Here is a 23,389-nt window from a genome sequence, read left to right as displayed (position 1 = left end):
CTCTTAGTTCTTAAATAATTCGATGTTTAATATCTCTCCATGAGTCTTGTAGTTACCAATGCTTTCGCCTCGGATTACTTTCTCTGCTTCAAGAATCTCGCCTTTTCGTATTCTGTAAACGAGGAGGAGATCATCAACGTGAAGGCTGCTATTTTCGCATGACATAACCTTCAGATAGTTCTTTCCTTCATGCTCAACAACCACAAATGTCAACCTTCGATTGAGATATTGAACTGTTATCTTCGTGTTCAACTCAAGGACATGAATATAAAGCGTATCATCGTTAAATCCCCAATCACTTACAAGATTCTTTGATGCTGAATATTTTTCCCATGACTTATGCCCAATGTAGATGGCTATAGTATTCAATGTATATTCGCTTGCCTTTCTATCATCCTTGATATAGTAGAACAAACGCTTCAATGTGGTTGCACCTATAGTACGTCCTGTTTCATCAAAAATGAGGGAAGATAAAATGCTAAAGTCTCCTGCTTTGTCAAACAGGAGACCTGACTTTTCCTTTAGATCCTCAATAATCGCATTATTCAATATCATATTTCTACCTTAATGAAAGAAAAGTTGTCTGAGATAGTATCGGCAATGACATCTAATTCTTCCTTCTTAGAGTCATCATAGCTTAGTGCCTTAGTCATATCTATCTCCTTATGGAAACCATCCGAACAGAGGATGAAAACATCCCCAGATTCAATCTCTATCTTCCTGATTGGAGCAACATCTACTGGATCTTCGCCCATGATGGATTTTGTCACGATAGAGGAATACTTCTCGTAACTTGATACTCGCAAAGTCTTGATCTTTGCAAGCTCATTAACGACAGAGTGGTCTTTAGTTCTATAAACTTCCTGACCATCTCGGTACATATAAATTCTGCTATCGCCAAGCCAAGTGAGATAAGCGCTGCCACCTGTGACAAGAAGTGCAGTGATAACACATCCCATCTTCAGGGCTGCCATAGCCATTCGCTTCAACATCAACGAATCATTTGCAAATGAAATAGCCTCTTTCAAAATTTCTGCAGGAGTGTATTGCTGATAGTTCATTTCAATGAAATCATGGATAGCCTCTGAAACTACTTTTGATGCAGTAGCTCCATAGGAATAACCACCCATGCCATCTGCAACGACGAAAACAGCTGAGTTATCGGGAAGGGAACCGTGGATAACGAAATCCTGGTTCTCTTCTCGACTTCCTTTGTTGGTATATTGGAATATTTTCATTACTTAACTGCCTGAATTATATCACCACCATGCTTAGTAACACGTGGGCGAATACTAATCTTGATTGGTCTTTGAGTAATAGCCTTGTCCGTAGCCTTGTTTGCCCACAGATATGCTTCGCCAGAACCCAATGCAGCCATTTCAGTTGCTGTAAGGGTCTGTAGTGGGGTAATGGCTTTCTGTACATGCTTTACCCAAGCAGGTGAACTGAATCTATGCATAACTACAATAGAACTCAATTCAATGATTTCTGTTGGAAGACTCATAGGATCCTGACTTGCTATCATGATAGATACACCCTTATGACGCATCTCACGGATAGCAGTCGTAATAGAGCTTACAAGTTCCCTGTCATTCATGTACTTATGAGCTTCATCAAAAACAATGAACTTGTTGAATGCACGTCCGTCAACCTTCATGACAGAAGAAAAGATATTGAGCATAACGACGAACAAACCAAGAGCTTCGTCTTTCTCGATGAACTCATCACGAAGGTCAACAATAATCAAGCGTCCTGGTTTCAAAAATTCCTGCAGCTTGTTGCCATCTGTAATATATTCTTCTGCAAAATCAAGTTTCTGCTCGGCAAGAGAACGTTGGGAAGAGCTCATGTGATTGCTGTTAGCAACACCATTCCGGATGTTGACAAGACTCATGTCATTTCTACAAGCCTTCATAATCTGTTTCAACTCTTTGATGTAGGTGGAGTCATTCCCCATAGCACCAAGCAAGAACATCCAATCACGAACAGCTAACTCTGATGAATCAAATCCGATTGGGTGAACATCTATATTAGGATATTCTGCCTTTCGGGTTTCAACCTGACTTTCAGGAGCAAGAAGGATTACATCCTTGATGCTATCTGGCTCTGCACCATATTCAGCCTTGAGTTTTGCTAACTGACTAGCTTCATCGTTTGGATAGACCATCGATGTAAACTCAGGAGCGTAATCCATGCTGTCACTGTAGTGAAAAATAACACTAGCCATTGGTGCTGGCAACAGATTCACATTAGAGAATTGACGGAGTACCATTTCTGTGATAGAACCAATCGTGTAACTTTTTCCTGCGCCCTGTACACCAAACAAACTGATGGTGTTGCATTCATTTAGGTCAAGACCAATGACACGTCCGTTGCTGTTCATCTTACCAAGAATACCGAACTGAGGACTATCGCTATTCTTGCCGATAATTACATCACATGATGGCTCTTGATAGTTCGGATCAACAGGTTCTGGCTCTGGAGTTGGTTCTACAACAGATTCTGGTGCAGGAGAAACAGATTCTGGCTCAGGTTGCGCTGGAGAGTTATATGGATTATCAGGTACAACGACCTCCATCTGCTCAGGTCCAGCCTGAGGTGTAAACGATACAGAAGGTTGTTCAACTGTAGGTGTTACAACTGATTCGGCTGGAACTTCCGTTGAAATTTTCTCCACTACAGGCTTGACTGTTGGTTTCTTTGGGATAATCACCTCGTACTCAGGATCTTGTTCTGGATTATTTGGCATAACAACTGGCTGTACAGGAGCTATAATATCTGCGTCAGAATCCTTGGGCGCAGAATAAGTAGGCTCAAAGAAATTGATAATTTCCTTATCCATAGCTTCAAGTACTTCCGTCTTCAGTGAACCTTCTGTATTGAGGATTTCACCAATTACTGGTTCGCCCATTGAATAAACGAGTGCATCACCATAGAAGTGTTTCTTCTGACGTTCCATCTGAGTGAAATCAAAGACAACCCCCAGCTGCTTGAATCTGATTGTATATCCATCAGCCAACTTACTCAAGAATAATAAATAATCGTGAGCAAACTTAGGATCAAGCTGACCATAACGCATTGCACGGCGAATGTAGAACTCCAGGAAAGACTTTAACTCCAGTACTTTGAGCTCTCTGTCAAGACGGTCTGTACCATCAACGGCAATCTCAAAGTGGGAACGGAGTGCAAAGATCGTATTCTCTATCTGATTAACCATCTTCGCATGTAGTTCTTCCGCATTGTAATGAGTATTGCGGCACTTGATTTCAACGACTGTAAATAGTATTTCTTTCTTAGTTGAATCAATCTTAACTACTAGATTGTCAGCACGTTCCTTACTTTCATTTTCCAAGTCGACGAACAACTCTTTGTGAAGATCGATAGGAATGAGGAATGATTCCTTAGTAATACCCTTCTTCTCCAAGAAGCGTTTACAAAGAGTGGTTCCGATGACCTCAAATCCCTTGCGTGATGTCGCATTGACCTGCATAATCAAAGAACTACTTACAGAACGGACATCTTCCAAGATCTGCTTGAAGTTCTCGTATCTTTCAAGGTTGATACCATACTCATGGAAGAGAGGAATCATCAATGCGCCAATCTCGCTTGTAGGTTTGGTGGTCAGATATGAAGACACACCTGTTGCATCCTCACCAGGAACGTAATCCAACAGGTAAGGAACATCATTTTCACCGAGACAAGGAAGGTCATAGAACTCTGGTCCCATGTTCTTGTCGAAAGTAATCACCCAGTCGCTACTATCATGAATGAATGACAGCAGCATCATGTCATTTTCTTTCAAACGAAGGGTGGTCGCAGGAACTGACTCTTCAAGCGTTGAAGAGAGCAACTTTCCTGTTGCCTCTTGCAGTCGTGCAAAAAGACTGACCTCCATATTAGCAGACTCAGACACTGGGTTAGGGAGAGTCTTATTTGAATAGTATCTGTTCCAAACGAATGACTTTCCTTCCTTGGCTGCGTTCACCACATCCCTACAGACAGTACCATTCAAGTAGAAAGAACGGCTTAATTCGTCGGGACGAACCAATTCTGTATGTACTGCGAATGGGTTAACCAGAAATGAAAGGTGTGCCTGATACTTATCGTGGTCATCAATAAAATCGCTGACCTTATTCAGTGAGAAACGAAGTTTAGGGAACAATCTGTTTGCGGATGCCTGTGAGAACACCTCTGCTTCTACAGTAGTTCTTCCATAGCCTTCAGGATCAAGCAAATCCTTGAATGCTTCACCTGACTGAAGCATGTTGTCGTCAGAGAACAGACGTATTTCGTATGTTAGATCAAGACCAAGTCCAATCTTCTCAAGTTCAATGAGTGCCTGAGCAAATACAGCTGCATCACCGGCATTGAAGAGGTTGATGACCAGTTTGTCTGTATATGGATGAGACAAGCCATAGTTAAACAGATGACGAACAACAAGTTCCTTGCTCACATCACTATCAATCTGCTTCTCACGGGCAACATTAAGCAGCATTGCAGTATAAGACTTCAACTGACGGTAGCCAGATGCAAATGCTTCTTCACGACCATATGATGGTTGTGCGTATGCGCCCCAACCGAATGTGATTTCTCCAATATACTGATATGCCTCCTGCAATGAGTTTTCGCTGAGAACAAGAGGAGCAATCTCCATAGGAAGTAATCCCATGAAGAGTTTGTCTAACTTTCTGTACCATGCCTTGCGGTATTTGGTACACTCCAATGTCTTCTCCTCCCAGTCCTGATACAGTTCATACAAGTTGATCATCCAAGCCAGTCGTAATGGATGTAGTGGAGCAATGAGTTTTACTTTAACATTGCTGCCATCTGGCATTTCTACAGTCAAAAGAACTGTATCAAGATTCTGCAAACTGATAATCTGCTCCTCACTTAATTCTGTCTCCTGAATATTTCTCAACCATGAGTCATATTCTGCAAGATAGCCTTTGACAAGACCTATAATTGCAGTGAAATCTGTAGTACATGTAAGACCTGTCTCATTATCTGCTGACTCACGGATAACAGAGAACAATTCCTGACGCAATGCTGTCAATTCATCAGGAATATTCAGATTCTTGGCTGCAACGAACAGAGGATATTGCTTTGCTGTATCTGTTGGATCAAGCAACTTGGTGTCAGTTGGATTGCCGCTGAGCAATGCTTCAACATGACCAAATTCATCATCTTTACTGAGGAATGTGGTTTCCAACTGAATCAGTTTCTTAGGCAACTGAATCTGATAAGCATAAGCCGCACCAAAGTCAAACTGATAGGTATTGTTCAAAGTACCTTCAATCCATAGACTTCTGTCTGCGCCACCTTTAGGAAGTTCTAAATCTTCTTCTTTTGAGAGATGTGTGCTGCGATAATGGATAATTGCCTGAGTATAGCTATTGACCTTACCACGTTTGTCGACTTCGCCTTCTCCTGTATATTCGTCAGTGGTAATTGTGAAGCTCTCCGATTCGTTACAGTATGCCACATGCTGCTCCAGACGGTATTGCTCCATCTGAAGTTTAGAATTCTGTTCCTTCGCATCAAGCCATGCTGCCTGAACACGTTCTTCCTTGAACTCCTTTAAGGTATCAAGAACAATGCCGTTCTCATCAAGGGCACGGACACGAAGCATATATTCTCCTTCTTCAAACATTCCAGACGCAATGTTCAATGAAAGCTTTCGGGAGGCACGCTTGTTTGTACCAACCTTTGCTTTCTTGACAACACCGACCTCAGTAAAGTCATCAATGTTGACCAATGCTATCTCAAATGAAAATATATCAGGATTGTCTTTTGGTGAAGGGTCTGTTGTAATCGTAAATGACACCTTACCCTTCTTGTCCTGCGGAATGGCAAGCAATAGAGCACCCGTATCAGCATCACGAACAAGTTCTTTCTTTGGATCCTTGCCTGGGGCTATATCTACCATAACCTTCACTGGCTTGCTTTCATTGTCCTTATCGATCCAAGGCAATACTGCATAGTTGAACTCAGGATGATTATCATGAATGTTCTCAAAAAGAGATACTGCATCTTCAATATTGTTAGTAGAAGTAAAGAATACCATCAAATCTTTCTGAACGGTATTTCTTACCAAAGGAAGACTAACAATTCTGTCAGCAGCCGTCAATGAGAAGTCAGCCATCACAGATGAGACTTTCTCCAGATTGATTATGAAGCGTCTTCTAATTGTACCTTCATTCTTAATGAGATCCTTGTCTGGGAGCATGCCAAAGAGGTATAAGCCGTTACCCCAAGCTTCGCCAGCATACTGCTTCGTCTCCAGGTATAGGAGGTAGTTGATGACTGTTGTTCTTGCAGGCTTAATCTCCTTAAAGAGGTCTACCATCTGCGTCCAAAGATATTCCTTCTCCTCAGGTAATTCACTTATGAGTTTATATACAAAGGAATCCTGCAGCTCAGCTACTGACAGATTTTGGAATGTTGCATCACCATAAGAGTCTTCTGCAGATGTTCGGCTGTTTGAAGGTACAAGAATCAGTACCGATTTATCTGGATTATTGCGTAACTCAATAAGCTTTGTAGCATGGATGTATTCGTTGCCTTTCTCTGTTTCTGAGAGAATATAAACTTCCATTCCACTGTTCAAAGGACGAAGCAATGGAAGTAAGACACGAAGTTCCTTCATAGCCAGACCTGTAATTTTCATACAGTGTCCCGGCTTGGCAGACTTCAACTTTTGTGAATACGCTTCAACGACATGTTGAATGAAGCGTTCGTAATATAGAGTTTTTATATTTTCCATTAGTCTTCCAATTTATAACGTGGACGAATCTTTTGAAGGATACAAGCATCACTCATATCTGTATAGAATCCAATCTGACGGAGCTTATTTTTGAACGCATCCATATTTACTCTGAATGCGGCATTCATCTCTACGTCAGCATCAGCAAAACGTTCTTCTCCAATTCCGTTGATGATGAGTCCATAACGCTTACGGATGGCACTTGCTAACTCATCAATAGAGAGAGAACGAGTTTCATAACCTCCATTAGCTTTCTCTTTAAGAACTAACAGCTGAACTAAGGTTTCGAGCAGTTTACTGCCTAAAGCACCTCTACGAGGATGGCGCTTTGAACGGCTGTCAGCCAACAACATAGAAGAGCTATTCTTCATGCAGACGGCATCAACGAAATCATGAATGTACTTGTACTGACTGGCTCCCAAATTAGACTTTTCGAGTACATGCACAAACATGTCGAAGTAGTCTTCCTCGGGAAAGAATTCCAGCATTTCATGGAAGTCGTTCTTATCAAACTCCTTCTCGTCGCTGTTTGGAAGGCTGTCCTCAATATCATTGAGTTCCTTCTCATAGTATTCTCCCTGCTTGTTGTTATCTTCCTTGAGAATACGGAATGCTTCATCTACATCACAGCGTTTTCTCTTCTGGATAATATCGACCATGTAGGTGGCACGAATATACTTGCCATAGCTGTTCTCCATGCGCTCAATATCCTTACAAGCATACTGAGAGACAATACTGTCAAGATTATCTGTCAGATCAACAACCATTGACCAGTCGTCTGTAACATTACGAGTACCTGCATCAACCATCTTTGGCAACAGATACACAACCTTCATTGTATAAAGAGCCAGATGAAGACCGCAGAGGATTCGAAGATAGTCAATGAAGACCGCTCTTGGCAGTTTCTCTTTATAGAGGAGCAATCTACGGACATCATCGGTAAACAAGGCAGCCTGTTTCTCCAAAAGCGGTTTTGGAATGACATCAACATCCTTGTTCATACTCTTGCGTTCACGCAGAGGCTTGGTTATATGGAGAATACCTGTTGTATCAACATCAAGATCCTCCTGGGTGTTGATTTCTCCAGAGGCCTTATCCCAACCTTTGCTGAGATACTTTACCAATCCCTTCATGACTTCAGGGTTGCTTTTCAACATTAGATACAACTGATCTGAAGCACGATAATCACGGCAGAACTTACTGTTCTGCACACGGAAACTCAATAGGTGGAGTGGCTTCAGTGTTGATACATGCTCCTTGATGACGTTACCACGGTTCACAAGTTCAAGCAGGGAACTGCGGAGCCAGTCTTCAACACCATCAGGATTATCCTTCACACCTTTGATGACACCTTGCTCCTCAAGCGTGTTGAGGTTGGATTTTAGGGTGTCAATGGTATATTCTTTTCTGAATGCTAGCTGGACAGGCTGTCCATCGGCATACATTTTGATGAACAAGTTAGTAAGAACACGATCCAGTCTTACCGACTTGAAGTCTACGTAAAGCAATTCTTTGTTCAAGAATGCAACGGTACCTTTCTTTAATTTCAGTATCATAATCGTATTCTTTATGCGTTAAGAGGTTCAATAACAATATGTTTCTTGCCATCGAGACGAATCACGGTGAACTTTCTGTTGTTCTTGGTTACAAGAATCTCTGTATAGGTCTTTGCTTCTAACAGATTCTTGAAAATCTGAAGCTCGATAAATCGACCTCGAAGGTCATTGACAGAAGGACTGAAACCTGCACGAATGTATTGAAGCATTTCATAGAGGTCAAGGCTAACTGTCAACTGGATGAATTTATCTGTCTTATGACGGAAAGTAAGGCTGTCGCTTTCGTACTCGATATACTTGGTCAAGTGATCGGTCTTATTCACGAACAACTCAAATTCATCCAAAGGGAAACGACGGTAACTCTTTGATATAGGATCACCGACATTTGAACTTGCCAATAGCAGATAGCCTTTAGTCAGGTTTGTATTGTCACAACCTTCACTTGCGGAAATAGCACAAGCCAGATCCTGCATCGTCTGTTTAAGCGCATTCTCGTCTTCAACACGAAGTTGTTCCTCGAACATACTTGCATAACGATATGGGAGTCGTCTGCGAAAATCAAACTTACCCTCGAAATACTGATGACGAACATAGCTCTTGTGGCGACCAGTTGACTGCATCCTGATTACATCTGACTTTACCTCATATGCAGGAATGATAATGTTATTTTCGTTGAAGTCATTCAACAGATTGCGTTTGCGGTCACTAAAGATCAGATAATCATTAGGAAGCTTTGAGGTATAATAAAGGTCACGGTCGTACGCTGGAAGAGCAACACCTGCCACATCTGTCTCACGAAGCAACTTGACCAATCGGTCATTTGAATCGAGAGAAGGAAGCATGAAGTCTTTTGCTGGCCATGCTACTGGTGCAGTTACATTGAAGTAATAATACTGCCAATAATATTCTGGCAACTGCTCAGTCTGAACATACTCCACTAATTGTTTGACCTCATCACACGAGTAGTCACGAGTAAGCATCCAAGCAATCATAGAACGCAAGTCACGCATAGTGATGTGGAGCTCACGCTTATAGACAATGGTTCTTACAAGCCATTCCAGACGATTGATAACCTCGTCACCAGCACTGCTATCCTGGAATGTATCTACATTATATTTGATATAGCAGCGGTCAGCTATCGGACAGCCCTCACACTTAGACCATAACTCAGGACGAGTCAATTTCTTAACCTGTTGAGCTAACAGACTTGGAGAATTACCATCTCTTGCTGTTACCGAACGGAGATTAAGGTTGATGACCATAAGTCCTGGAAGAAGTTCTGCGTGACCTTCCTGATAGAAATATTCCTCGATGTTATCTTGAAGCTCTCTCAGTTCCGAACGAGTAGATAGGAAATCCACAAGACGACCTTCATTGATCGCAATCACACGACCTTCATTAGCCTGAGTATAGTCATTCAGGCTGTTGAAAGGAGCAAGGAATTGTGCCAATACATCATCATTGGCCTTATTATCCTCATCCTGTGAGCCATCATAGTTTGACTCAAAACGTACCCCGTTGATAAAGAACTGTGAACCATTATTGGTATCGAATGATTCCTTATTGGTTCCCTGATCTTCGATTCTATGAATAAAAGCAGTCTTACCATCACCAGCATTACCAGTAATGATAATCAGTTTGTATTTCAAATCCTTGATGTCCTGGATAAGCTGCTTATCCAACTTAGTCTTTGAATAGGTCAAGTCATCAAAAGCATGTGATTTCGCTCCTGCACGTGTACCGCTATTGCCATGACGACTCTGGCTATATAGGGAATTGATATAATCCACAGGATTTGCATTGACATTAAAGGTGTTTATGATGGTTGAAGTGTCTTTCAAAATTCCATTTACACCAATCTTCTCTAATGCCTCCAACATCTCCTTGGCAGATGTGAATCACTTATGTCTATCAGTAATGATTGCCTTCATTACAAAGTCAGCAATCTCATCAGTCAACTTATCATTGTAGTTGCGAATATCGGTTGGTTGCATGTGAATATTAGGGCGCATATTGCTTCCTGGCCATGGATAGGCATGTGCAAGTAGCTCATAGATAGTGATACCCAATGCAAATGTATCGGCTGACTTATCCCAGTCGATCTTGTTTCCTGATACGACAAGGTCTGGAGCCATATAAGGGAATGTTCCACCAAATGACTTATCATCGGTAGTTGTAGAGATATTGAAGTCGATAAGCTTATAGATCTGACGCTTATGCCACATAATGTTGCTTGGCTTAATATCTCTATGATATACAGGAGGATTCTGATCCTCTTGCATATAGCGGAGGGCTTTCAGAATCTGTGTTGCCATCTTATAGACTTCATCAACAGGAAGACGGAGATCACCTCTTGTGTAGTCTTGCAGGTTTTCTCCTTCAAGTAGTTCCATCAAGGTATAGAACAGCCCCTGCTGAGTGCGGTCGTTAAACTTGAACTCAACAATGTTTGGATGGTGGAGAGATTTTAATGCCTCAAACTCGTTGATGGCATTGTCAACGGAGGCATCACGCTCAAAGATCTTGATGGCAAGATACTGCTTCTGCATATCGTGCCAGACCTTGAACACACGTCCAAAACCTCCTCTACCAAGAATCTCATGAAGAGTCATTGAGGGAGTAACCTTGACACCAGGTTTCATGTCCTTCAGATATGCAACCTTTGTCTGACCTTTAGCATTATTGTCAGACTGGGCGTTCTGTGCCTCAATGGTTTTCTTCTGTTCTTCATCCATTGAATTGTTGATGAACTCAATAAATTCATCTGCCTTCTGCCAACGCTGGAATGGATTAGCAATAATTGTGTGCTTAACAACCTCGTCCATCCATTCGGGAAGATCTTTAGATACCTTGCTTGGCATGAGGTCTTCTGTAAGCACACCTCCTAATGCGGAAGTAAATGTAAGACAACTGTCAAAAGGCAGCTTGCCTGTCATCAATTCATAGAAGATAACGCCAAGGGAGAATATATCACTTCCAGAACATGCGTCACCCTCCAAGAACTCAGGTGCTGTATATGGTGACTTGGCGTTGGTATCATGCTTTACTGTGAAGCTAAGGTCTGAGTGCTCGACAAACCATGCCATACCAAAGTTTGCCAAAGCAGCCTTACCACCTTCATAAACAAAAATATTCTCTGGACAGACATTACGATGATAAACTTGTTCCTTATGCGCTGCTTTCAGCGCATTAGCTACATCAAGGATGATGCTGATCTTATCAGTCTGCTTGAAGGTTTTCTGACGAAGCTTACTTCTAAGTGAGCTCTCGTCTTGATAGCGGCTTATCTCATAGTAATAAGTCTGTTCCTCATTCATTCTACAGTCTGTCTTAACTATATAAGGTGAAACCCCTATTTTATCTTGAGCAAAGCTTGCATTCTGTACCGTCAAGGACAATTTCTTTAGTTCTGCTGGACTCTTGCCGACAACATCGAGAGGATATTCCCGAATTATATAATGTGCTGTCGCGATAAACTTTGGTACACAGAGATATTCCGTGAACTCCTCAGTTTCCTGCAGGACTTCCTCTATTAGATAGTTGAAAATCTCTTTACGCTCAGCTCTTCTGCGTTCTGCAGACTGTCCAGAGAGTAAGTCAACCAGCTGTGACTGAATATCCATGATCATTCCTGGAGTTCGTCCAACAAGCTCAGGCTTGGTAAGGAAATCTATCAGGTCTCCGCCCAATGTGAATGTTTGCTTGTAGCAATCACATTGAGGATCCAAACCAAACTTTGACTGTTGAGGATTACTTAAGGTTACAGCTGTCAGTATCTGACCGAAACGCCAATCTGGATGCTGATTCTTTATCTTACTTGCGAGAATACGGCTCTTCAAACCTGCAGTCTTGTGAGGATTTGCTACCTCTTGTCCACTACGGAACCAAGCCCAGTCATCTCCTTCGAGATTACCTGCCCAATCCTTATTCTCGATGTGATAAATAGCATGAGGTGCCACAACAATGCAATCATATTCCCAATACTTCATCACTCGGTTTTGACCTGTGATAGCAACATTCAGATTAGGAATAATAATATAGTTACTTGGCAACTTCAAGTCGAGGTAGTCCAATAAACGCTGCTCACCAGCATTTACAGGACCATCGTCGTGTATGGGTTTTCTTATCTGTGCCATATGTTATACATATCTTATTGATTATTCGATAATATTCTTTCCAACTTTTCAATGATTCTGTCAGCTCGTTTATCAATAAACGGTTCACAGAAATCAAGGAACTCGTTGGCAGCTTTTGTAAATGTATCACGTGATATTCCCGGTTCCCAGCTAAAGAGACCTTGAAACACCTGCTTTGGCTTTCCTTCTGAATCAAGGAAGTCTTCAAGCATCAGTGCGTGAACAATATGATTGAAGTTGTCTTCCGTGCGGAAGGCAGCTATTTCTTTCTTTTTCAGATTAAGTGCGTCAAACATCTTCATATTGCACTTCTTAGCACCAGTCATCATCTTATAGAACTCCGTGAGGAACACATCACAATATCCACGTCCAAGTGGCTTAGTATCTCGCATTTGGTGCAAGCCAAAGGGAAGAACCATGATGTTACCAATGGTGTGAACCTTCTTGCCGAAACGGACAACTCTAGCATGAAGCTCAGATGGCGCATCATATGTTTCAAGTGCTTTATAGTAATCCTCAAAGTTGATTCCGAAGATGGTGTTGGTGATATTGATGGTATCAGCCTTGTACTTATGCTTATCCATGCTTTCATAAGTGAAATCAGGATAAGTATCAGCAAATGCAAGGGTGAGTATTGACTTTACAATCATACTCTCAAGCCCAACTACGCTGACACGTTCGTCACCAAAATCCGTATCTTCCTTCAAGGTGTAGAAGTCGAAGTCTTTCAAATTCTTTATGTCACCATCGAGTCGCTCCGCAATGAACTTCTTCAGTTTATTCTAAGCAAAGGTGTCACAAGATTTCTCTATCTTTTCTTTCTCGATTTTCTTGTGATACTTGTCCATCTCCTCAAACTCGGATGGTGTCTTAATATCTGTCTTACGATATTCGCATCTGCCTTTAAGATAACGCTCACGGAAGCTCTTTATGAAGAGTCTGCCACAACCTTCTCCGTGACCTTGTATGCCATTCGCATAGATACAGCCCTCGCAAACAGAACCTTCAACGCCATGATAAGGATAGTTGTCTTCTACATTGATGAAGTCCTGTATATCTGCATCATCAGCCAACTTGTGAATCATATTGCTTAAATTGGCTATAGGTCCTTCTTCTGGCTCATCAGCAGAATTAAGAGGTACAGGATAGAAGTCGTCGTCTAACCCTATAGGATGCTCCATTCGCTCACAGAATTCCTTATCAAGAGAACGTGGGTGAACTTCCATTTGCATCTTCTCGTCAAGACTCTTTCGGGCTATGTCAATAAGCGAAGTCTCCTGACCAGTTGCCTCATTCACAAAATTCATGGCTGTCTCGTCATGCCCGATGAAGAATGCTGCAGCTGCAGGGATGTGGAGTAGGAACACCTGGGTTACACCGTCCTTCTCATACACGTCCATGACTTTGAAATAGCTGTTGAAGTGAAGCGTACACAGATTCCATTTCTTTACATCTGGATTCTGTTGACATAGCTCTTCAATTTCACACATCATAGCGGCATGTGCGCTGGCGATAAGGAAACGAGTCTTATGGGCAGGTCTGTACAACTTGGTGGTGACATCCACAAAGAAACCAGCTCGAAGAACATCACCTACATGGTATGTTGTATCTATTACGACAGGAGCATCGGTGTCTCTGTAAAAGAACTGCAATCCGGGTAATGTCCAGTTTGCAAATTTCTCAAACAGTTCTTTATAGTCAACATTGATCTTTCGTGGAAGATGGTCACATGCCGGGTCGTACACACTTCCATCAAGCGTGAGTATATAAGGTTTACTATCTATTTCTGAATAGATACCATCGCCTTTTTCAAGCCAATCAGCTCTATCGAAAATCATGGGGAATATAACATCACCATTTACATGTGCCAGTCCGTAGGTGTAGCGAGTCTTTGGATTATTCTTCGATTTGCGGATCGTGTTGCTGAATAGGAAGAAGCCCTGCTTCACCTTGAAGACATCATTGTGCCATGCCTTCAGAACTACAGAACCATCTGGGCGCATGATGTTTTTCTTTGCGCCTTGTTCTATTTTGTAAAAACCTTCACCCCATTCTTCAATATAGGAATACCACTCACCAACTTGGTTTTCCTCTCTGTCAAAAAGTGCCCATTTGCAATCTTTATATGCACGGGCAAGACCGTTGTTGTCGAAGTCATATAGATTATCTGCCATAGTTATTCCTCCTTTAGTTGTTTTGACAACCATTCCTCGTCCACACACATGCAACCTTCAATTGTCATACGTGGGTCAAGTTCACAGGCAAGTTTGTGCTCATAGTAGTTGTCCATAGCAAATCGAACTTCCATGGTTTGTTGCTTCTCCTCGTCGTTATAGAAGAAGAAAATCTTACCCAAAGGAAACTCCTCATCTGGCTCTTCCAGTTTTGCAAAGAAAAGCTCGTAGCCTTTCTCTGCGATCTCTGGCATGATAACATGGCTTATCATATACTTTTGGTGTTCTATGGCAACATCGTCAAGACCATGTTCCAAAATTACAATCTTCTCCTTGAAGCGTTGTAAGTCAAAGACCACACGAAACGTGTAGTTCTTATCCATGCCCAAAGTATTTGGCAGTTCCATTGGCATATAGTCATATCCCTCTGGCTTAAAGAACTCGAAGAAGAGCATAAACTTGTGCTCCATATCGTGATAAAGTGTACCAGCAGGAACCCCAGTAACCTCGCCACAGTGAGGACAATGGTACAAGAATAGCTCATCAGAGAAAATCTTTTCCCTGAGCTCTGGATCCAGATCAACATTAACCGATGTCCAAAGGTCAAACTCACCTTCCTTGTGGCAATGTGGACATTCTATTGTTTCTTTCCTTAACTGTGACATATGGTTTCATTTTATATCAGTACTTGCCATTCTCCGTGCTTTCTTCCACCAACACGTTTGAGTAGGCCTTTCTTCTGTAGTTTGCCGATAACGAATTTCACGCCACCTAAAGATAAACTGCTTATTGCATCTACCATTTCGCTAATGGTTGCCTTTGGATTCTCTATTAAGAATTTTAGTACTTCTTCTTCTGAAAAATCCAAATTCTTTTGGATAGTATCAGAGTCCTTTTGGATAGTATCAGAGTCCTTTTGGATAGTATCAGAGTCCTTTTGGATAGTATCAGAGTCCTTTTGGATAGTATCAGAGTCCTTTTGGATAGTATTACTATCCTCTAAAGGCTTCTTTTGGGTAGTTCTCCAAATCGTAACCTTAAATTGGTTAGCAGACACTTCGTTGTCAAAGTCGATGTGATTGTCCTCTCGCATTGCACGAACGATTCCGGACCCCAAACCACGATAAATCATCGTCTTGGCTGCGAAAGCAACCATCAGAGGGTTACGTTGACGAGAGACACCGAGTTTTATATCATCTACAGTTAGTCCTCCATAAAGACAACCAGGGTTGATGATTTCTATGCGGTCGTTGAAGATCAGCAATCGGATAGCGGCATGGTTTAGCAGATCAAAGTGCACCAAGGCGTTTTGAAGTAACTCTTCTAACACTACCTCAGGTATTTCGAGGATTCCAACAGAATTAAAATTCTGTCCTTTCTGTTCATGATGCAAATAAGACTTTAGAAAAGCCATACCTTCATAGAACATTCTTGGCAAAGTGCTGGATATGTCACGGCTGTCAATATAGTTGGTATCGCCAAGTTCGTTACCGGCAAATACTACAGCTTTGACAACTACCGAACGTTCATATTGTTGTGGGTTTTTACCAAAGAAGAGTACTCCAGCACGTGTTAGCTCGCCATTCTGCTTCAAAATGCCTAATGAGCGGAGCATTCTTTCCAATGGTTGATCAAAATCTTCTATCTCCCTGCCATATACTCTTTTGAAATAATCCCGCACATACGCCATCTCTAAGTCATTCATAGACGAACCTCTTTCGCCATCTTCTTCGGGATGATAATTGCCTGTAGTTTGAAATAAACCAAGAATTTCTATATTTTCCGTGATGCGTCTTTTGTCAGCTCCTTGTTTCACCCATATCTCGCCGTTGAGATTCTTGTAGGGCTTGTTCTTGCCTTCTTCTACTGTGCATACCAGAAAATGCTTGCCTTCCAAATGTATCACATCTGTCTCAATATAGATTGTTGGGCGCACTTGCTCATTGGCTGCATTGCCAAGTTCACGACTGATAACTTGTATCTCATCGTATGACAGACCTACAAGTTTACCGCTTTTGTCTTCAACACCAAAGAGGATTACTCCACCCTTGGAGTTAGCAAAGGCTATCATTTCCTTTGCTATTTCCTTCTGCGAAGTGAACGCTTCCTTAAACTGTACTTTAGTGGTCTCGCCACAAAGACATAGGTCTTTAAAAGTATCTTCAGTCATAATGCAATCCTTTAATGTTTATTCCACTTCTCGATTTCCTGCTCGACCATGCGAATGGCTTTTTGCTCTGCATTGAAAGCTCGATAAGTGTAATCCATATATTGTCTAATAATTGATGTAACCTCTTCTGAAAGTTCCTTAGTTGGTGTTACTATTGGAATTGTTTCAATATGAAAAGGCTCTATACGCTCAATTACTGAACCATATTTCATTGACTGAATATAGTCGTATACAAATGGCATTTGTAGGTATGTAAAGAGATATTCTTTAGTGAATAATTCATCGTTAGAAGCAAGACGGATAATATCCTGAGAACCAATGGCTTTCTTATCTTCATATTCCTTGGTAATCATTTTTATGTTTCCTACAGAACCTGCGCAAGTAATCAGTATTTGTCCTTCAAATAGAGTCATTTCGTCAATGAAGGGTGTTCTTGTTCGAGATAAATGCTCACATCTCCTAAACGGGTTATTCAAGAATATTTCCGAACCCTTAATGTAAGGTATGCCATTTTCAACATAAATACGTTTAAAGATTCCTGGACGCGAAACTGTTGCATTTATATTTGCAATAATTTTGGTTGCAATGCGAGAAGTAACTTCTTGCATTGCAAAAACTCCATCATTCATTAATGCGGGCGGATCGAGTCGATGCTGTAACGAAGTTAAAATACTTTTTGATTTAACTATGCTCGTTTTATAGTTGTTTTTTTTAAAATCTGCATTTATGAATGTCTTTAATGTCCGTTTGGCTTTTTTCAACGCATCAGCCGCTTCTTCCCTTAATCTAGCAGATTCCTGTATCAAGTCATCTACTTCTTGTTGAAAGGATTCTGGAAAACAAGGTACTTTTATGTTTCGTACATGCTCGGCATTAATATGTTTTACCACACCACCAAATTGAGACTGAGTAAGTTGATTATAACCATACTTCGATGCTAAAAATGAATACAGATAGCCACGAAGAATTTTATTGTCATTTGGTACAATCCTAATTAAATCGTGAGTTGCTATATGGTTTTCAAAGGAAGAATTAGTATACGTAACATTGCCAATAGTTCCAGAACAAGTAACTACTATCCAATCTTTTTTCAGCATTAGATACGACAAAGCAGATGCTTGTTTTTTAGACAAGTATCTACCTGTATTCAAATTAGCCAACACCGTGTCGGATGCTGCTAAGTAAGGAATGCCATGTTCTGCATCTTTTACGAAAATGCGAGAAAAAATGTTTCCAAGGAATACATTTTCTGTAGCATCCGCAACCGACACTTGCTCAAAAGGTACATTTTCAACTTTTTCTCTAAGAATGATAGCATCACTTAAATGAAAAGAGGGATCAAATCTTTGAGTAGAATGTACATTTTTTGTATTTACAACATTAAATTTCATACTTTTCCCTCCTTAAACTCCATATACGCCTTTGCTACCTTCGGCAGGTCATCCGCCAAATGCTTGATGCGCTCTCTACGTTGTCTTACAATCTCACGTCCGTTATCAGCGTAAGTGAGCCATTTCTTGTAATGCTCAAACAGGATTTCTGCTCCGTCATCGTCCTTTACGTAAACAGGAACGCCACGACGGTCTTTGCCAACCTGCTCTACGATTGCCATAAAGACATCATAGTCTTCATTCTCAATAGGTACAAGTATCTCAGCATCTGTCTTCTTCTGCAGGAAGAGTAGTGAAGCCTGTACGCCTACCTGTGGCAGGAAGGTCTCTACTGGCAAGTCCACGCTGGCAAGCAACTTGAAATGTTGCAGTATCCACAGACGTACACTCTCTGTATTAGGGTTGCCCAAGATTCCATCGGGCAAGACGATAGCCATTTTGCCACCTGGTTTCAGGAAGTTATAGCAAGCCTCTATGAAGAGTACCTCTGGAGCTTTGCTATTCAGTTCATAGCGTGCAGCAATCTCTTGGTCTACTTCTACCTTTGTACCAAATGGTGGGTTCGTAAATACCATGTCGAACTTGCCCTGAGCATTTGTATCAGGAGTCTCAAAATGGAACTCTTTATCGACACTATGTTTGATACTTACGTTTACTGCTTCAGCAATATGAGGAACGTCTGGCTTACTACCATAAGGATAGTCGAGCGAGTTGATATTGTAGATATTTGAATGTCCGTCACCAGCCATCACCATATTCATACGTGCAGCCTTCTTCAAGTCTGGGTCAAAATCGAAACCGAAAATCATTTTCTCGGCATATTCACGCACAGCGTCGTCCACTTCTGCAGAGTTGATCTTGGCTTCAAGGTGAATGTCGTCAAGTTCGGGATAGAAATTCTTGGCAATCTTATGACGCACATGGTCGAGCACCATCACAAGGAAACCGCCCGAACCACAAGCAGGGTCGAGCACACGACAATTCTGGTCGGGATCGAGCATCTCAACCATACATTTAATAATATTGCGCGGCGTAAAGAACTGACCAGCCTCCTGCTTCAGCGTGTTGCTTACAATGGTTTCATAGGCAGTACCTTTCACGTCAACCGTAGCATCGAGGAAAGAATACTTTGCCAATTCGCTTGCCACAAAAGCAAGACCACGGTCTGAAAGCATAATCTGCTCATTACCGTCGAACACATCCTTGAAGATATTGCTATCCTTCAAATCCTCGAAAATTCCTTTGATACGCTCTGCTACTTCATGCTGTCCTTCTGGAGTGTTTTGCTCTTTTACTCCAACCCAAAAACGACGACGATAGCTGATGCCTTCTCTCGCATCAGAGAAACGACGTTTCTCATCATAGAGCTTGCAGAAGATAAGGTTGAGAAGCTCCCAGAAGGCAGTCTTCTTCATACCTTCATTGCCATAGATATAATCATGACAACGCTTGAAGGTCTTAACAAGCGACTCATTGGCAGGTTTGCGTGGTACAGCTCGCTCGCCTTGTGCTTCAAGGTCTTCAAGAGTTTGCCCCTCGGCAGGAAAATCCGAAATAGCCTCACAAGTAACCTGACCAAAAGCGTCTTCGAAAGCATGTACATATTGTAAGTCTTCACCATTGGTCCAGCAAGCAAACGCGCAGTCTGTGGTGCATAAGATGTTTTCTGTAGTAGCTTCTACGCCATTTTTCTTGTCGTTGGGCTTTACTTTGGCATCTTTGGCAACAATGATAAAACGGATGAGTTCGTCAGCATCATGAGCGTGTCCTGCATTGAAGATAGCCAAATCCACCTTCTGTGTCTTTGTCTTTCCGCTTTCCGCATCATCATACTTTACCTTATAGTCACGCTCCATATCTTCAGGAGCAAAACCATACTCTTCTGTCATCATCGCAATCATAGACTGCAATGTCATTTCTTTATCGGTGGTCTTCACAACACGGTTAGTGAGTGAGCATACCATTTCGTTTTCTCCAAGAACTATTTCGTTCTGAGAACCTATATTGTTGTCAGAGTTTGCCATATTATGCAAATTTATTCTATTTAGTCCAAATAACCATATCCATGTTAGTCCATCTTATGTTCATCCTTGGATAGTCAAAACATTGAAACTTATTTTATCGGGTTTGGTCAAATTGGAGTTTTATTTTCTATAAATAATTATGTTTTCCTCCTTGTTGGGAACAAGAAGATCCTTCACGTCAACTTCAAGACATGATGCTATTTGATACAATGTTTCTAATCCCGGTTGGGCGGAGTTAGTGCACCACTTACTCACCGTAGCAGGATCTTTACCAAGTTGTTCTGCTAACCATTTGTTGGTACGCTTCTTTTCAGCCAGTACAACTTTGAGTCTATTAAAATCTTTTTCCTTTGCCATATTGCTTAGGTTTTACATGCTTTATACCTTTAATACATATAACGGATCAATCTCTGTTTTATTGTAAAAGACATAACCATTTATATTGCGTATTATGCAAATTTAATAATTCTACCGCAAAAAACAAGGAAAACTACAGAATTTTCTTTTATTTGATTGCATTTTCTTTACTTTCTTGCATGTTACTCGTCTTTTATTACTATTTTTGCAACTGAATATAGTTGTTAATCAGCTGTTTTGCCAGTTGTACACGACTGTTATTACTATGAAATGTTTGTCTAATAATCAAACTCTGAAGTATTATATGCAATACGCTTTCTATGATGAATTCGGAGCATTTGGCTTTACTTTTGAAAAACCAAACGTCTCTACTCACTTTATTATCACTGCCATCATAGTGAATGACAGCGATCTACCCGCTCTACGTGACTCCGTAGAAGCAGTACGTAAAAAACATTTTCAGACAGGAGAGATGAAATCAAGTCATCTTAAAAACAATCACACTCGTATTAGAAAACTACTCGACGATTTGATGCCATTGCCGTTTAATATATACTACCTTGTTGTTGACAAAAGAAAGATATATGAACAAAGTGGACTTAGAATAAAAACATCGTTTTATAAGTTCTTGAACCAGATGGCTTATAATGCTCTCCAAAAAAGTTTCCAGAAACTCACCATAGTTGCTGATGAAACTGGTGGCAATGAGTTTATGCAATCATTTTCAAAATATATTAAGGACCATAATCCTGCTCTTTCTTTATTTGATGAGTTTTATTTTCGTTTTAATAAAAGTGAACATGGTGTTCTTGTTCAATTAGCAGACATTATGTCTGGATGTTTAGCATTCTGCTATGATGAGAACAAGAAAAGTAAGGCTGAGGGTTCTAACTACAGAACATATTTAGGCAAGAAAATAATAGGAATACAGGAGTTTCCAAGAGACCCTGTAACATTCCGTGTGGAAGATCAGATTAATTTTGATAGTCTGGATGATGCAACTGTAGCTAACTTATGTCTTAGAAAAGCGTTGGCATTCAAGCAGGAATTCGAGAATAAAGACGCTGATGAAAATTCAAAAATGCAGATTGCAGTTCTTGACTATCTTTTATTCCGTTTCATGAACAATTCTGTGAGAAGATACATTTCAACACAAGAACTGCAAAATGATTTGGAACGAAAGGGATTTGAAAGACTTTCAACTCAGTCTTTCCGAAATAGAATTATTGCCAAGCTCCGAGATCATGGTGTGATAATAGCAAGTAGCAATAAAGGTTATAAATTACCATCCAAGAAAAGCGAGGTTGAAGACTTCATAAAAAAGACACAAGGAATAATTGAACCAATGCTACATCGATTGAAACTGTGCTATAATGCAATTACCTTAGGAAGTAACGGCACTATTTTCATGTTAGATGATCCTGAATATAGGACGCTCAAAAAACTAATAGAAGTAGAATAACCTAATTTTCAAGTTGGTATGAAATTTCGTCACTCAATAAGAAACTCTCAAAGCTTTCTTTTCTCGGCAAAGGAATCTGATGAAGCATATTATGATGTTGCCTATGAATTGACAAAGAAACTTTTCATAGGTATGGCTAAACATGCATTGGCTTTCAACTCTACCAAGTATGATATTTATGAGCCTCCCTTTGTTTTTAGAGAACGCCAATTAGATACATTGATAATGCCGACACTGGCTTCACTTTGCAAAGGACTTGCGTTTGCCGAATATCCGATGACACGAAACAGTAAAAAGAAGGGATTGGAAATTGAGGATTCTCAAGGACGAATTGACTATTGGTGCATTTACAAAGATTACAGCGTTGTTATTGAAGTCAAGCATAGCTACGACAATTTTGAAACCTCTTGTACAAACGATGAGCGTTTTCTACAAAGATGGAGGACCATGAATATCGTTCAACTTGAAAATGTGAAGGATGAGATAAAACACTTTGAAGAAAAAACAAAAGGTGTGATCCGTCTCGGTCTGCATTTCGTTACGTCGCATAGCAGTACAAACCCTTCTGATGATATACGTGAGACTTATATCTCACAAGAAAGAGTGATGCTTGACCGACTTTACAAAGACCTAAAGACAGTTGTAACACCAGATTTTATGTCCGTATGGGAGCTGGATAAAGATATGGTTTATTTTGACAATGACCGAGCATATCCAGGCTTGATAGTCATAGCTAAGTTTTTCAAAGATATAAAACATAAAGGTTCAAAAGTCTGAAATGAATACAATTAAGCACGTATTACTTAAAGGAAATGAGAAGTTCCTTGATCATACAAAGAGTGTTGCTTTATACGGCAAACTCTATTGGCGCAAGTCTGACAAGAGACTCAATGTTGGTGACATTGTGTATCTTTTTATGTCAGGTAAAGGACATTATCAAATCAGATACAAATTAGAAGTAACCAATACAAGCGTGTCAAGACAAGATAAAAAATGTTGGTTGGCTCCATTTGTTCCTGATAATGATTGCTTTGAGTTTACTCCAATAAAAGCAATGTACGAAGGTGACGAGCTTGGGTATGAGCAATTGGAAAAGGTTGGTATTAATCGTTACGTCCAATATTGTATTCTAACAAAAAAACAAGTTTCTTACATAGATCAATTCTTCAAGTAGAAAGAGATAACATTGGTTTACCTTCTATAAGTCGTTTCACAAAGTACTCACACTGTGGGTCTTTAAGAAATATACAAAATCGCCCACCTTCCTGCTTGTATGGGCAACGACACAGAATAAGGTGACCATCTAACGCCTTACTATGCCAATCGTAACTGTTAGCACAATCCTTGCAATGGTAG

General features: G+C 40.7%; 16 protein-coding genes. 3 read left to right on the top strand and 13 right to left on the bottom strand.

Going from position 1 to position 23,389, the window contains the following annotated elements:
• Positions 1-3: 3 nt before the first annotated feature.
• The 13 genes from HPS57_RS13295 to HPS57_RS13245 all read right to left on the bottom strand — a co-directional run bounded on the left by HPS57_RS13295 (position 4) and on the right by HPS57_RS13245 (position 20,571).
• Positions 4-555: a hypothetical protein gene (locus tag HPS57_RS13295; RefSeq protein ID WP_172183922.1), complete on the bottom strand. Its 552-nt coding sequence runs from the start codon at positions 553-555 to the stop codon at positions 4-6.
• Positions 552-1,238 carry a PP2C family protein-serine/threonine phosphatase gene (locus HPS57_RS13290; RefSeq protein WP_172183920.1) on the bottom strand — a complete coding sequence of 229 codons (687 nt, stop codon included), beginning with the start codon at positions 1,236-1,238 and terminating at the stop codon, positions 552-554. Before HPS57_RS13290 ends, HPS57_RS13295 begins: the two co-directional genes overlap by 4 nt.
• Entirely contained in the window at positions 1,238-6,763 is a 5,526-nt protein-coding gene (gene mads8, locus HPS57_RS13285; RefSeq protein ID WP_172183918.1) for a methylation-associated defense system ATP-binding protein MAD8, read from the bottom strand. Before mads8 ends, HPS57_RS13290 begins: the two co-directional genes overlap by 1 nt.
• Entirely contained in the window at positions 6,763-8,319 is a 1,557-nt protein-coding gene (mads7, locus tag HPS57_RS13280; protein ID WP_172183916.1) for a methylation-associated defense system protein MAD7, read from the bottom strand. Before mads7 ends, mads8 begins: the two co-directional genes overlap by 1 nt.
• 11 nt (positions 8,320-8,330) lie before the next feature.
• Positions 8,331-10,199 (bottom strand): hypothetical protein, encoded by a 1,869-nt coding sequence (locus HPS57_RS14390; protein ID WP_253946574.1) that lies wholly within the window; start codon positions 10,197-10,199, stop codon positions 8,331-8,333.
• Positions 10,200-10,217: 18 nt separating this feature from the next.
• Complete coding sequence (gene mads6 / locus HPS57_RS14385) at positions 10,218-12,455, bottom strand: methylation-associated defense system protein kinase MAD6 (protein WP_253946573.1); 2,238 nt, start codon at positions 12,453-12,455, stop codon at positions 10,218-10,220.
• 14 nt (positions 12,456-12,469) lie between these two features.
• Positions 12,470-13,186: a hypothetical protein gene (locus tag HPS57_RS14380; RefSeq protein WP_253946572.1), complete on the bottom strand. Its 717-nt coding sequence runs from the start codon at positions 13,184-13,186 to the stop codon at positions 12,470-12,472.
• Between the two features lie 51 nt (positions 13,187-13,237).
• Positions 13,238-14,629 carry a hypothetical protein gene (locus HPS57_RS14375; protein WP_253946571.1) on the bottom strand — a complete coding sequence of 464 codons (1,392 nt, stop codon included), beginning with the start codon at positions 14,627-14,629 and terminating at the stop codon, positions 13,238-13,240.
• A gap of 2 nt (positions 14,630-14,631) precedes the next feature.
• On the bottom strand, positions 14,632-15,294 hold the full coding sequence (locus tag HPS57_RS13265; protein WP_172183914.1) for a CpXC domain-containing protein: 663 nt from the start codon (positions 15,292-15,294) through the stop codon (positions 14,632-14,634).
• An 11-nt stretch (positions 15,295-15,305) separates the two neighbouring features.
• Positions 15,306-16,799 carry an RNA-binding domain-containing protein gene (locus HPS57_RS13260; RefSeq protein WP_172183912.1) on the bottom strand — a complete coding sequence of 498 codons (1,494 nt, stop codon included), beginning with the start codon at positions 16,797-16,799 and terminating at the stop codon, positions 15,306-15,308.
• An 11-nt stretch (positions 16,800-16,810) separates the two neighbouring features.
• Complete coding sequence (gene mads5, locus HPS57_RS13255; RefSeq protein WP_172183910.1) at positions 16,811-18,190, bottom strand: methylation-associated defense system restriction endonuclease subunit S MAD5; 1,380 nt, start codon at positions 18,188-18,190, stop codon at positions 16,811-16,813.
• Positions 18,187-20,214 (bottom strand): methylation-associated defense system DNA methyltransferase MAD2, encoded by a 2,028-nt coding sequence (gene mads2 / locus HPS57_RS13250; protein ID WP_172183908.1) that lies wholly within the window; start codon positions 20,212-20,214, stop codon positions 18,187-18,189. The genes mads5 and mads2 overlap by 4 nt, the downstream gene beginning before the upstream one ends.
• A gap of 120 nt (positions 20,215-20,334) precedes the next feature.
• Positions 20,335-20,571, bottom strand: coding sequence for a helix-turn-helix domain-containing protein (locus HPS57_RS13245; RefSeq protein WP_172183906.1), 237 nt, complete (start codon positions 20,569-20,571; stop codon positions 20,335-20,337).
• A gap of 304 nt (positions 20,572-20,875) precedes the next feature.
• On the opposite strand from HPS57_RS13245, the gene HPS57_RS13240 reads away from it, so the two are divergent.
• Genes HPS57_RS13240 through HPS57_RS13230 form a run of 3 tightly spaced genes read left to right on the top strand, consistent with a single transcriptional unit; the run spans position 20,876 to position 23,207 of the window.
• A complete protein-coding gene (locus tag HPS57_RS13240; protein ID WP_172183904.1) occupies positions 20,876-22,033 on the top strand; it encodes a DUF3800 domain-containing protein in 1,158 nt (385 codons plus the stop codon).
• Between the two features lie 18 nt (positions 22,034-22,051).
• Positions 22,052-22,810, top strand: coding sequence for a hypothetical protein (locus HPS57_RS13235; protein ID WP_172183902.1), 759 nt, complete (start codon positions 22,052-22,054; stop codon positions 22,808-22,810).
• Between the two features lies 1 nt (position 22,811).
• Positions 22,812-23,207 (top strand): hypothetical protein, encoded by a 396-nt coding sequence (locus tag HPS57_RS13230; protein ID WP_172183901.1) that lies wholly within the window; start codon positions 22,812-22,814, stop codon positions 23,205-23,207.
• Positions 23,208-23,389: the final 182 nt, after the last annotated feature.

This window comes from Palleniella intestinalis, from assembly GCF_013166595.1.
GTDB lineage: Bacteria > Bacteroidota > Bacteroidia > Bacteroidales > Bacteroidaceae > Prevotella > Prevotella intestinalis.
Note: the sequence above shows the minus strand (reverse complement) of the source record. Positions and strands in the feature narration are given on the sequence as shown.

Coding starts and splice junctions, on each gene's coding strand:
- HPS57_RS14390 (WP_253946574.1), bottom strand. CDS start 10,199: ATGTTGGAGGCATTAGAGAAGATTGGTGTAAATGGAATTTTGAAAGAC.
- mads6 (WP_253946573.1), bottom strand. CDS start 12,455: ATGGCACAGATAAGAAAACCCATACACGACGATGGTCCTGTAAATGCT.
- HPS57_RS13245 (WP_172183906.1), bottom strand. CDS start 20,571: ATGGCAAAGGAAAAAGATTTTAATAGACTCAAAGTTGTACTGGCTGAA.
- HPS57_RS13260 (WP_172183912.1), bottom strand. CDS start 16,799: ATGACTGAAGATACTTTTAAAGACCTATGTCTTTGTGGCGAGACCACT.
- HPS57_RS13295 (WP_172183922.1), bottom strand. CDS start 555: ATGATATTGAATAATGCGATTATTGAGGATCTAAAGGAAAAGTCAGGT.
- mads5 (WP_172183910.1), bottom strand. CDS start 18,190: ATGAAATTTAATGTTGTAAATACAAAAAATGTACATTCTACTCAAAGA.
- HPS57_RS13240 (WP_172183904.1), top strand. CDS start 20,876: ATGCAATACGCTTTCTATGATGAATTCGGAGCATTTGGCTTTACTTTT.
- mads8 (WP_172183918.1), bottom strand. CDS start 6,763: ATGGAAAATATAAAAACTCTATATTACGAACGCTTCATTCAACATGTC.
- HPS57_RS13230 (WP_172183901.1), top strand. CDS start 22,812: ATGAATACAATTAAGCACGTATTACTTAAAGGAAATGAGAAGTTCCTT.
- HPS57_RS14375 (WP_253946571.1), bottom strand. CDS start 14,629: ATGGCAGATAATCTATATGACTTCGACAACAACGGTCTTGCCCGTGCA.
- HPS57_RS13290 (WP_172183920.1), bottom strand. CDS start 1,238: ATGAAAATATTCCAATATACCAACAAAGGAAGTCGAGAAGAGAACCAG.
- HPS57_RS13235 (WP_172183902.1), top strand. CDS start 22,052: ATGAAATTTCGTCACTCAATAAGAAACTCTCAAAGCTTTCTTTTCTCG.
- mads7 (WP_172183916.1), bottom strand. CDS start 8,319: ATGATACTGAAATTAAAGAAAGGTACCGTTGCATTCTTGAACAAAGAA.
- HPS57_RS13265 (WP_172183914.1), bottom strand. CDS start 15,294: ATGTCACAGTTAAGGAAAGAAACAATAGAATGTCCACATTGCCACAAG.
- mads2 (WP_172183908.1), bottom strand. CDS start 20,214: ATGGCAAACTCTGACAACAATATAGGTTCTCAGAACGAAATAGTTCTT.